General features: G+C 72.9%; 10 protein-coding genes. 8 read left to right on the top strand and 2 right to left on the bottom strand.

Annotated features, from left to right (window positions below; all coding sequences use genetic code 11):
- The 7 genes from GWI24_RS31725 to GWI24_RS31695 all read left to right on the top strand — a co-directional run.
- A partial coding sequence (locus tag GWI24_RS31725; RefSeq protein ID WP_210949456.1) for a tetratricopeptide repeat protein occupies nucleotides 1-1,470 on the top strand: 1,470 nt, incomplete at its 5' end.
- An 86-nt stretch (nucleotides 1,471-1,556) separates the two neighbouring features.
- Entirely contained in the window at nucleotides 1,557-3,113 is a 1,557-nt protein-coding gene (locus GWI24_RS31720) for an NAD(P)/FAD-dependent oxidoreductase (protein ID WP_210949455.1), read from the top strand.
- 108 nt (nucleotides 3,114-3,221) lie between these two features.
- Nucleotides 3,222-4,325 (top strand): nitronate monooxygenase family protein, encoded by a 1,104-nt coding sequence (locus GWI24_RS31715; RefSeq protein ID WP_037958637.1) that lies wholly within the window; start codon nucleotides 3,222-3,224, stop codon nucleotides 4,323-4,325.
- Between the two features lie 82 nt (nucleotides 4,326-4,407).
- On the top strand, nucleotides 4,408-5,979 hold the full coding sequence (locus tag GWI24_RS31710) for an acyl-CoA synthetase (RefSeq protein WP_210949454.1): 1,572 nt from the start codon (nucleotides 4,408-4,410) through the stop codon (nucleotides 5,977-5,979).
- Nucleotides 5,980-6,068: 89 nt separating this feature from the next.
- The gene (locus GWI24_RS31705) at nucleotides 6,069-6,494 is read left to right on the top strand and encodes an Hsp20/alpha crystallin family protein (protein WP_210949453.1); all 426 of its coding nucleotides are present in this window, start codon (nucleotides 6,069-6,071) and stop codon (nucleotides 6,492-6,494) included.
- 40 nt (nucleotides 6,495-6,534) lie between these two features.
- Nucleotides 6,535-6,981: a DUF2267 domain-containing protein gene (locus GWI24_RS31700; RefSeq protein WP_210949452.1), complete on the top strand. Its 447-nt coding sequence runs from the start codon at nucleotides 6,535-6,537 to the stop codon at nucleotides 6,979-6,981.
- Nucleotides 6,982-7,142: 161 nt separating this feature from the next.
- Complete coding sequence (locus tag GWI24_RS31695; protein ID WP_210949451.1) at nucleotides 7,143-7,748, top strand: chorismate mutase; 606 nt, start codon at nucleotides 7,143-7,145, stop codon at nucleotides 7,746-7,748.
- An 8-nt stretch (nucleotides 7,749-7,756) separates the two neighbouring features.
- Here GWI24_RS31695 and GWI24_RS31690 read toward each other — a convergent pair whose 3' ends face one another.
- The gene (locus GWI24_RS31690; protein WP_374103363.1) at nucleotides 7,757-8,329 is read right to left on the bottom strand and encodes a GNAT family N-acetyltransferase; all 573 of its coding nucleotides are present in this window, start codon (nucleotides 8,327-8,329) and stop codon (nucleotides 7,757-7,759) included.
- Nucleotides 8,330-8,388: 59 nt separating this feature from the next.
- Nucleotides 8,389-10,017: an acyl-CoA synthetase gene (locus GWI24_RS31685; RefSeq protein WP_210949450.1), complete on the bottom strand. Its 1,629-nt coding sequence runs from the start codon at nucleotides 10,015-10,017 to the stop codon at nucleotides 8,389-8,391.
- Nucleotides 10,018-10,192: 175 nt separating this feature from the next.
- Between GWI24_RS31685 and GWI24_RS31680 the strand changes: the two genes are divergently transcribed.
- Nucleotides 10,193-10,963, top strand: a 771-nt coding sequence (locus GWI24_RS31680) for a crotonase/enoyl-CoA hydratase family protein (protein ID WP_210949449.1), incomplete at its 3' end; no start/stop codon positions are given.

Raw genomic sequence — 10,963 nt, 5'->3', positions numbered from 1 at the left:
CGTCCGCGCGACGCCGCCGAGTTCGCCGGGCGGATCGCCCCGGAGCGCGCATCCCGGCGGCCACTGCCGTTCCCCGAGCCGCGCGGCGCGCTTCCGGCCGCGGGACCGCCTGCTCCGCGCCTTTTCACCGCCGGGCCGCCGGCGCCCCGCCTCCCGGCCTGGGCCCGCCGTATGACCACCGGGTCCAAGGCGCACACCGGCGGTGTGGGACTGCTGTCGGCGACCCCGCCCGACGCGACGGCCGCGCTCACCGGCGCCTGGACCGGGGGCCGCGCCACCGCTGATTCCGCCGCGCCGACCCCGCCGGGGGTGCGGGCCCGGCTCGCCGAGCGGCACCGCGCCGGGCTGGACCTGGGGCGGACGGGCCGCTGGGCCGAGGCCGTGGAAACCCACCGCTCGGTGGCCACCGAGCGCGAGCGCGCGCTGGGCGCGGACTACCCCGACACCCTCGCCAGCCGCTACGAGATCGCCTTCGCCCTCGGGAACCTGGGCCGCCCGGGCGACGCGCTGCGCGAGTACGAGCGGGTCGCGGCGGGCCGCCGGCGCGTCCTGGGCCCCGACCATCCCGACACCCTCGCCGCCCGCCAGGAGACCGCGTTCACCCTGGGCCGCCTCGGCCGCTTCACCGAGGCCCAGGACGTCTACACCGCCGTGCTCGCCGCCCGCGAGCGCACCATGGGCGCCGACCACCCCGACACCCTGCGCTGCCGCCACAACCTCGCCTTCAACCTGGGCTGTCTGGGGCGCCGGGCGGAGGCGTACTGGATGGCGGAGCGGGTGGCCGCGGCCCGCGCCCGGGTGCTGGGCCCCGACCACCCCGACACGCTCGTCACCCGCTACGAGGTGGCATGCGCCCTCGGCCGCCTCGACCGCTGGGGCGAAGCCCTCGGCATCTTCCGTGAGGTGGCCGCCGCCCGCGCCCGCACCCTCGGCCCCCACCACCCCGACACCCTCGCGGCCCGCTACGAGATCGGCGCCGGTCTGGGGCGGCTGGGCCGGGGCGAGGAGGCCCTCGTGGTCTACCGCGCCCTGGTCGAGGACCGCACCCGCGCCCAGGGCCCCGCCGATCCGGAGACCCTGCGCGCCCGGCACGGCCTCGGTGTCGGCCTGGGGCGGCTGGGCCGCTGGGAGGAGGCGCTCGCCGAGGCGCGGGAGGTCTGCGCCCTGCGCGAGCGCGCGCTGGGCCCGGACCACCCCGACACCCTGGTCAGCCGTCGCGAGGTGGCCGTCGCCCTGGGCTGGCTCGGCCGCTGGTCCGACGCGCTGGCCGGCTACCGCCGGGTGACCCGCGCCCGCGTGCGCGTCCTCGGCCCCGACCATCCCGACACCCTGGTCAGCCGCGGCGACGAGGCGCACTGCCTGGAGCGGCTGGGCCGCCGCGAAGAGACGGCCGTTTCGGCCGAAACGGCCGAAACGGCCGAGACAGCTGAGGCGGCCGAAACGGCGGGGCGGCGAGCGCGGGCCGAGTGACCTCCGGCGGCGGAGGTGATCCCCTGCGGCGGAGGTGACCCCCTGGCGGCCTGGCCCCGGCGATCACCGCGTGCTAACCAGAGGGCATGTCTCACAGCGATGCGTACGACGTCGTCATCGTCGGCGGTGGTCACAACGGTCTGGTCGCCGCCGCGTACCTCGCCCGCGCCGGGCGGAGCGTGCTGGTGCTCGAGCGCCTCGGCCACACCGGTGGCGCGGCCGTGTCCACGCGGCCTTATCCCGGGGTGGACGCACGGCTCTCCCGCTACTCCTACCTGGTCAGCCTGTTGCCGCGGCGGATCGTCGACGACCTCGGACTGCGCTTCGCGGTGCGCAAGCGCGCGGTGTCCTCGTACACGCCCGACGTCCGGGGCGGGCGCCCCACCGGGCTGCTGGTGGACACCGCCGCCACGAGCAGGACGCGCGCCGCTTTCGAGCGGTTGACCGGGTCGGAGCGGGAGTACGCGTCCTGGGAGCGGTTCTACGGCATGACCCAGCGCGTCGCCGAGCGGGTCTTCCCCACGCTGACCCAGCCGCTGCCCACCCGGGAGGAGTTGCGGGCGCGGATCGGGGACGACGCGGCGTGGCAGGCGCTGTTCGAGCGGCCGCTGGGGGAGGCGATCGAGGCCGCGTTCGACGACGACCTCGTCCGAGGCGTGGTCCTCACCGACGCGCTCATCGGCACCTTCGCCCGGGCCCACGACCCGTCGCTGCGTCAGAACCGCTGCTTCCTCTACCACGTGATCGGCGGCGGCACCGGCGACTGGGACGTCCCCGTCGGCGGCATGGGCGCGCTCACCGATGCCCTCGCCGACGCCGCCCGCGCGGCGGGCGCGCGGATCGTGACCGGGCGCGAGGCCACGTCGATCGCCACCGACGGCACCTCGGCCGAGGTGCGGTACGAGGGCGAGGCGGGGGAGGGCACCGCGGCCGCCCGGTATGTGCTCGTCGGGGCGGCGCCGCGCGAACTGGCCCGGCTGCTGGGCGAGCAGCCGCCCGCCCCGCCCGCCGAAGGGGCGCAGCTGAAGGTGAACATGCTGTTGCGCAGGCTGCCCGCGCTGCGCGACCGCGAGGTGGACCCGCGCGAGGCGTTCTCCGGGACGTTCCACATCGCCGAGGGGTACGGCGCGCTGGAGGAGGCGTACCGCCAGGCGGCCGCGGGGGAGCTGCCGCACCGGCCGCCATCGGAGATCTACTGCCACTCGCTGACCGATCCGTCGATCCTCGGCCCGGAACTCGCCCGCGAGGGCTATCAGACCCTGACCCTGTTCGGACTGCACACCCCCGCCCGGCTGTTCACCGAGGACAACGACGCGGCGCGCACCGCGCTGCTGCGCGCCACCCTCGCGGAGCTGGACGCCCATCTCGCCGAGCCGATCACCGACTGTCTGGCCCAGGACGCCGACGGGCGGCCGTGCATCGAGGCCAAAACCCCGCTGGACCTGGACGCCGACCTGCGGCTGCCCGGCGGCAACATCTTCCATCGGGACCTGGCCTTCCCGTACGCCCAGGAGGGCACCGGCCGCTGGGGCGTGGAGACGCGCCACGCCAATGTGCTGCTGTGCGGCGCGGGTGCGGTGCGCGGCGGCGGGGTGAGCGGAATCCCCGGGCACAACGCCGCCATGGCGGTGCTGGAGAAGTGACCCCGAGAGCCCTCCGGACGGCCCGGTGCGCGGTTTTCCTGCTCCGAATCTGACGTAGCGTCAGAAAAACTCTTCCTTCGTCCGGCGCCCTGCGGCATCCTGCCGCTCATGCAGACGGAGCTGAGCACAAGGCTGGGTGTCGAGCACGCCGTCTTCGGTTTCACGCCGTTCCCCGCCGTGGCCGCGGCGATCAGCCGGGCCGGCGGCTTCGGTGTGCTCGGCGCGGTCCGCTACGGCGCGGGCGAGGAGCTGGCCCGCGACCTCGACTGGATGGAAGCGCACACCGACGGCAGACCGTACGGCCTGGACGTCGTGATGCCCGCGAAGAAGGTGGAGGGGGTCACCGAGGCCGATATCGAGGCGATGATCCCCGAGGGGCACCGCGCCTTCGTCCGGGAGACCCTCGCCAAGCACGGCGTCCCCGAGCTCGCCGAGGGCGAGGCGTCCGGCTGGCGGATCACCGGCTGGCTCGAGCAGGTGGCCCGCAGCCAGCTCGACGTGGCCTTCGACTACCCCGTGAAACTCCTGGCCAACGCCCTGGGCTCACCCCCGGCCGATGTCGTGGCCCGCGCCCATGACCACGGCATCCTCGTGGCCGCCCTCGCGGGCAGCGCCCGCCACGCCCTCCACCACAAGGAGGCCGGGCTGGATGTCATCGTCGCCCAGGGCTATGAGGCGGGCGGCCACACCGGCGAGATCGCCTCCATGGTGCTCACCCCCGAGGTGGTGCGGGCCGTGGACCCGCTGCCCGTGCTCGCCGCGGGCGGCATCGGCAGCGGCGAGCAGATCGCCGCCGGGCTGGCCCTCGGCGCCCAGGGCGTGTGGATCGGCTCCCTCTGGCTCACCACCGAGGAGGCCGAACTCCATTCGGCGGCCCTCATCCGCAAGCTGCTGGCGGCCGGATCCGGGGACACCGTGCGCTCCCGCGCCCTCACCGGTAAACCCGCCCGCCAGCTGCGCACCGAGTGGACCGACGCCTGGGAGGACCCGGACGGCCCGGGTCCGCTGCCCATGCCGCTCCAGGGGCTGCTGGTGGCCGAGGCCGTCTCACGCATCCAGAAGTACGAGGTGGAACCGCTGCTCGGCACGCCCGTCGGCCAGATCGTCGGCCGGATGGACTCCGTCCGCCCGGTGCAAGCGGTCTTCGACGATCTGACCCGCGGCTTCGAGCGCGCCATCGACCGCGTCAACCGCATCGCCGGACGCGCCTGACGCGCCCGCCCCGCACACCCCCGTTCGACCACTCCCGTTCCACATTCCCCGACCCCGCCGTCAGAAGGAGGACCGGACCGCCATGTCCCCTACACCCAACGGCTTCTGGGCCCAGGCCGCGCTCGAGCCCGACCGCATCGTGCTCATCGCCCCGGACGGCGAGGAGTGGACCGCCGGGCGGCTGCACAGCGCGTGCAACCGGCTCGTCGCCGGGCTGCGCGCCGCCGGGCTGCGCCGCGGCGACGCCCTGGCGGTCGTCCTGCCCAACGGGGTGGAGTTCTTCGTCGCCGCGCTCGCCGCCACCCAGGCCGGGCTCTATCTGGTGCCGGTCAACCACCATCTGGTCGGCCCCGAGATCGCCTGGATCGTCTCCGACTCCGGCGCCAAGGTGCTGATCGCCCATGAGCGCTACGGCGGGCAGGCGGCCGCGGCCGCCGACGAGGCCGGGCTGCCCGCGACCCACCGCTACGCCGTCGGTGCCATCGACGGCTTCCGCCCGTACGCCGAGCTCCTCGAGGGGCAGCCGGAGGAGCCGCCCGCCGACCGCGAGCTGGGCTGGGTGATGAACTACACCTCCGGCACCACGGGCCGGCCGCGCGGAATCCGCCGTGCGCTGACCGGAAAGCTCCCCGAGGAGAGCCACCTCGGCGGCTTCCTGCGGTTCTTCGGCATCACCCCGCGCGCCGAGGAGCCCGACCACGTCCATCTGGTGTGCTCACCGCTCTACCACACCGCCGTTCTGCAGTTCGCGAGCTCCTCGCTGCACATCGGCCATCCCCTGGTCCTCATGGACAAGTGGACGCCCCAGGAGATGCTGCGCCTGATCGACACCTACCGCTGTACGCACACCCATATGGTGCCGACCCAGTTCCACCGGCTGCTCGCCCTCCCCGACGAGGTCAAGCGGTCCTACGACGTCTCGTCGATGCGCCACGCCATCCATGGCGCCGCGCCCTGCCCCGACCACGTCAAACGCGGAATGATCGACTGGTGGGGCGGCTGTGTCGAGGAGTACTACGCGGCCAGCGAGGGCGGCGGCGCCTTCGCCACCGCCGAGGACTGGCTGAAGAAGCCGGGGACCGTCGGCCGCCCCTGGCCCATCAGCGAGATCGCCATCTTCGACGACGAGGGCACCCGGCTCGCCGCCGGTGAACTCGGCACCGTCTACATGAAGATGAGCACCGGGGGCTTCGCCTACCACAAGGACAAGTCCAAGACCGAGAAGAACCGCATCGGCGACTTCTTCACCGTCGGCGACCTCGGCCTCCTGGACGAGGACGGCTATCTCTACCTCCGCGACCGCAAGATCGACCTGATCATCTCCGGCGGGGTCAACATCTACCCCGCCGAGATCGAGGCCGCGCTGCTCACCCATCCGGCCGTGGCCGACGCCGCCGCCTTCGGAATCCCCCACGAGGACTGGGGCGAGCAGGTCATCGCGGTCGTGGAGCCCGCCGAGGGGCATGCGCCGGGGCCCGGTCTGGCCGAGGAGATCCTCGCCCACTGCACCACCCGGCTCGCGGGCTACAAATGCCCCAAGTCGGTGGAGTTCATCGCCGAGATGCCACGCGACCCCAACGGCAAGCTCTACAAGCGGCGGCTGCGCGAGCCGTACTGGGAAGGTGCGGTCGATGCAGGTCAGGCCCCGCATTGAGTGTGGGGTTGTCAACTTAATGTCGCTCGCGCTATATAAAAAGGCATAGGGCATCGCACGCAGCGCGATACGAAAAGGAGTGATCTGTGATGCTCATGCGCACCGACGCCTTCCGGGAACTCGACCGACTGTCCCAGCAGCTGCTCGGCACCGCCGTACGGCCGGCCGCCATGCCGATGGACGCCTACCGCGCGGGCGACGAGTTCGTCGTCCACTTCGATCTCCCGGGCATCGATCCGGACACCATCGACCTCGATGTCGAGCGCAATGTGCTGACCGTCCGCGCCGAGCGCCGCTCCCCGGCCCCCGAGGGCGCCGAGATGATCGCCTCGGAGCGCCCGTCCGGCCTCCACACCCGTCAGCTCATCCTCGGGGACACCCTCGACACCGAGCGGATCGACGCCTCGTACGACGCGGGGGTCCTCACCCTGCGCCTGCCGGTCTCGGAGAAGGCCAAGCCGCGCAAGATCAAGATCAGCGACGGGACGGGCGCGCCCCACCAGCTGACCGCCTGACGCATCCCCACCCCTTCACGAGAAAGGCACCTTCACACCCATGTTCCAGCAGCGTCGCCCGGGGCCGCAGGAGCCCGGTATGACGTACGACGAGCTGATCGAGGCGGTGCGGTACGACGGCCTCTACTCCACCCGAGAAAGGGCCGAGGAGGTCACCCGCACCGTGCTGGCCGCCCTGGGACGTCAGCTCACCGGTGAGGAACGGGTCGCCCTCGCCGCGGCACTGCCCCGGAGGGCGGCGCGGGTGCTCGCCGCCGAGATCCCCGGTTCCGAGCGGCTGACCGGCTGGGGATTCGTCAAGGACATCGCCGCGCATACCCCCGGATCCACCCGGGCGACGGCCCGCTGGGACGCCGGATCGGTGCTGGGAATCATCGGGCGGGTGGCGGGCCCGGAGCTGCTGCGCCGCATCCTCGGCCAGCTGCCCGAGGGCTACGCCCTGCTGTTCGGCCAGGCCGAGCTGGCCCGGCCGCCACAGCCCGCCTGAGCCGGCCAGTGCTGACGGGGCCGGTTCCGCTTCCCACGGGACCGGCCCCGTGGCGTGCTCGCGGTGCTGCGCCCTATCGTTCCAGAACCCGCCAACCCGCCAACCCGGCCGCCTGGACGATGGCGCGGGCCGCCCATACCGCCGAGAGAGGAACCCCGCCCATGCGACCGTATCCGTCCCCGCGCCATGCGCTGATCGCCGTACTGGCCACCGCCGTGCTGGCGACCGGGGCCACCGCCGCCGTGGCCGCACCGGCCGGCCCGGCCCGTGTCCGGCACGGCACCCTGCGGCCGCTGGTCGAACTGTCCGCGCAGCGGGTGCTGGTGGCCGACGAGGTCGCCGCCGCGAAGTGGGGCACGGACAGCCCGATCGACGACCCGGCGCGGGAGCGGGAGGTGCTGGAGGCGGTGGCGCGGCAGGCCGAGGAGCTGGGCGCCGACCCGGTGGCCACTTCGAAGATCTTCCGCGACCAGATCGAGGCCAGCAAGGTCGTCCAGCGCGGCCTCTACAGCCGCTGGGACGCCGACCCCTCACAGGCGCCCACCGAACGCCCCGACCTCGGGCGCGTCCGGCTGGAGATCAACCGGATCAACGGTGAACTCGTACGCGCCATCGCGGACTCGGCGGCCGTGCGTGAGTCCCCCTCCTGCGTGGGGCACCTCACGGCCGGAGCCGCCGCCGTGGTCCACGGGCGGCATCTGGACCCGCTGCACACCGTGGCGCTGGGCCGCTCGCTGCCCTCGGCGTGCGAGCGCGGAGCGCCGTAAGGCGGCGGTCAGGGCACGGGACGGTCGTTCAGGACGCGTTGGAAGAGCAGATGGTCCCGCCAGGCGCCGGCGATGTGCAGATAGTCCGGCGCCATGCCGATCCGGATGAATCCGCAGCCCAGCAGGGTGCGTTGGGACGGAACGTTCTCCACCAGTGTGCTGGCCTCGATCCGGTGCAGCCCGAGCCCCTCATCGGCCGTCCGGCAGACGGACCGGACGGCCAGGGTGGCCAGCCCGCGGCCGACGTGCCCGGCGTCGATCCAGTAGCCGAGATGGGCGTTGCGCCAGGGCCCGAGGACGATGTGCGACAGCGTGACCGTGCCCAGGATCCGCTCGCCGCCGGCCAGCACCCAGGGCACCATCCGGCCGGACTTCCACTGCTCCAGCTGGTCCCGCAGCCGGGCGGCCTGGCCGTCGGCGGTGAAGAAGCTCTCGTCCCGCCGTGGGCTGGAGGGGCGCAGATGCTCATGGTTGCGCGTGAACGCGTCCGCGAGCGCCTCGGCGTCGTCCTCGGCGGCGATCCGCATCGTGATCCCGTCGGCGAGGGGTACAGGAGGAAGACCGGCCGTTGCGGGAGCCACGGGAGTCGCAGGAGTCACAGGTGGAAGGGGCACCCGGTCAGCCTAGTCGGCGCGGCGGTTCATCCACCGTGCGAGGCGTCCTGGTCCGCTCCCGCCGCCACCGCCCGCGCCCAGCGGTAGTCCGCCTTGCCGCTGGGGGAGCGCTGGATACGGTCGGTGAAGACGACCGTACGGGGGATCTTGTAGCCCGCGAGCCGCTCCCGGCAGTGGGCGCGGACCGCGTCGGCGGTGAGCCCGGACGCCTCCGCCCGGGGCTGGACGACGGCCGCGACGCGATGGCCCCAGCGGGTGTCCGGAACGCCCGCCACCAGCGCGTCGTACACATCCGGATGGGCCTTCAGGGCCTGTTCGACCTCCTCCGGATAAACCTTCTCGCCCCCGGTGTTGATGCACTGGGAACCGCGCCCGAGGACGGTGATCACACCGTTCTCGTCGACGGTCGCCATGTCGCCGAGCAGCACCCAGCGCTCCCCGCCCGCCTCGAAGAACGTCTCGGCGGTCTTCTTCGGGTCGTTGTAGTAGCCGAGCGGCACATGGCCGCGCTGGGCGATCCGGCCGGGCTCACCGGGCGCGACCGGGGCGAGGGTCGCCGGGTCCACCACCGTCGTACGGGCGTTGACGCGCAGCCGGAAGCCCTTCTCGGGGCCGGAGTCGGCGGTGGCCGTGCCGTTGAACCCGGACTCCGAGGAGCCGAAGTTGTTCAGCAGCAGGGTGTGCGGGGAGAGCTCGGCGAACTGGGCTCGTACGGTCTCCGAGAGGATCGCGCCCGAGCTGCTGACGCTGAGCAGCGAGGAGAGATCGGTGCCCTTGAGGGGGCCGGTCAGGGCGTCCACCAGGGGCCGCAGCATCGCGTCGCCGACCAGCGAGGCCGCGGTGACCTTCTCCTTCTCGATCGTCCTCAGCACCGCCTCCGGCATGAACTTCCGGTGCAGCACCACCTTCTGGCCGAAGTTGAACGCGATGAAGGCCGTAAGGGTGGAGGTTCCGTGCATCAGCGGCGGGGTGGGGAAGAAGACCAGCCCCTCGCCGCCCGCGGCCACCCGCTCGGCCAGCTCCTCCGGGCGCTCGACGGGCCGGCCGGTGGGAGCGCCGCCGCCCAGTCCGGAGAAGAAGAGGTCCTCCTGCCGCCAGACCACGCCCTTGGGCATCCCGGTGGTGCCGCCCGTGTAGATGATGAAGCGGTCGTCGGCGGACCGCGCCGGGAAGCCGCGCTCGGGCGACCCGGACGCCTCGGCGTCGGTGAACGCCACGGACGGACCGGGGTCGTCCCCGGTGCCGACCCGCACCAGATGGCGCAGGGTGCCGGTGTGGGGCAGCGCGGCGGCCACCCGCGCGCCGAACTCGGCGTCGTAGACCAGCGCGGCCAGCTCGGCGTCGCGGTAGAGGTAGACCAACTCGTCTTCGACGTAGCGGTAGTTGACGTTCACCGGCACCGCCCGGATCTTCAGACAGGCCAGTGCGGTCTGGAGGTACTCCACGCCGTTGCACAGATGCAGACCGACATGCTCGCCCGGGGCGATACCGCTGTCCATCAGATGGTGGCCGAGCCGGTTGGCGGCCGCGTCCAGCTGGGCGTAGCTGAGCCGCCGTTCGGCCCCGGTGCCGGGGTGGTCGAGGTACACCAGCGCCTCTCTGCCCGGCACCGTGTCGACGATCGACTCGAACAGGTCGGCAAGGTTGTACTCCACGACTCCTCCTGACCCCTCGATACCCCTCGATCCGGCGGCTCGGCGCTCATTAGAGCCGCGCCGGGATGAGGTGGGAAGGCCTGCGGAACAAGAAATCTGACTGAGCATCAGATTTCTCTTGAAGTCGGTCCCCGGCTGCTGCAACCTGTTCTAGGTCTCGAGACGGGAGGACGTCGTGACAAGCGGGACCGAACACCTCATCGTCGAGCGCGTCGGCGCGACCCTGGTGCTCACCTTGAACCGGCCCGAGGCCAGGAACGCGCTCTCGCTGCCGATGCTGGTCGGGCTGTACGACGGCTGGACCGAGGCCGACGAGGACGACGCCGTGCGCTCCGTGGTGCTCACCGGCGCCGGTGGGGCCTTCTGCGCGGGAATGGACCTCAAGGCGCTCGCGGGCGGCGGCCGGATGGACGGACAGCATGTCCGCGACCGCCTCGCGGCCGACCCCGATCTGCACTGGAAGGCGATGCTCCGCCACCATCGGCCGCGCAAGCCGGTGATCGCCGCCGTCGAGGGCCCCTGTGTCGCGGGCGGCACCGAGATCCTCCAGGGCACCGACATCCGGGTCGCGGGCCGCGGCGCCACCTTCGGGCTCTTCGAGGTCCGGCGCGGGCTGTTCCCCATCGGCGGCTCCACCGTACGGCTGGCCCGCCAACTGCCCCGCACCCACGCCCTGGAGATGCTGCTCACCGGGCGTCCCTACCCGGCCGAGGAGGCGGCGCGGATCGGGCTGATCGGCCATGTCGTCCCGGACGGCACGGCGCTGGAGAAGGCCCTGGAGATCGCCGAGCTGATCAACGCCAACGGCCCGCTGGCCGTCGAGGCCGTCAAGGCGTCCGTCTACGAGACCGCCGAGATGACCGAGACCGACGGCCTGAGGTCCGAACTCGAGCGCGGTTGGCCCATCTTCGACACCGCCGACGCCAAGGAGGGCTCGAAAGCCTTC

It is taken from the genome of Streptomyces sp. MK37H, from assembly GCF_018035285.1.
Lineage (GTDB): Bacteria > Actinomycetota > Actinomycetes > Streptomycetales > Streptomycetaceae > Streptomyces > Streptomyces endocoffeicus.
Note: the sequence above shows the minus strand (reverse complement) of the source record. Positions and strands in the feature narration are given on the sequence as shown.

Excerpts from the sequence above, each read along its gene's own strand:
- GWI24_RS31715 (WP_037958637.1), top strand. The coding sequence starts at position 3,222 with ATGCAGACGGAGCTGAGCACAAGGCTGGGTGTCGAGCACGCCGTCTTC.
- GWI24_RS31710 (WP_210949454.1), top strand. The coding sequence starts at position 4,408 with ATGTCCCCTACACCCAACGGCTTCTGGGCCCAGGCCGCGCTCGAGCCC.
- GWI24_RS31700 (WP_210949452.1), top strand. The coding sequence starts at position 6,535 with ATGTTCCAGCAGCGTCGCCCGGGGCCGCAGGAGCCCGGTATGACGTAC.
- GWI24_RS31705 (WP_210949453.1), top strand. The coding sequence starts at position 6,069 with ATGCTCATGCGCACCGACGCCTTCCGGGAACTCGACCGACTGTCCCAG.
- GWI24_RS31695 (WP_210949451.1), top strand. The coding sequence starts at position 7,143 with ATGCGACCGTATCCGTCCCCGCGCCATGCGCTGATCGCCGTACTGGCC.
- GWI24_RS31720 (WP_210949455.1), top strand. The coding sequence starts at position 1,557 with ATGTCTCACAGCGATGCGTACGACGTCGTCATCGTCGGCGGTGGTCAC.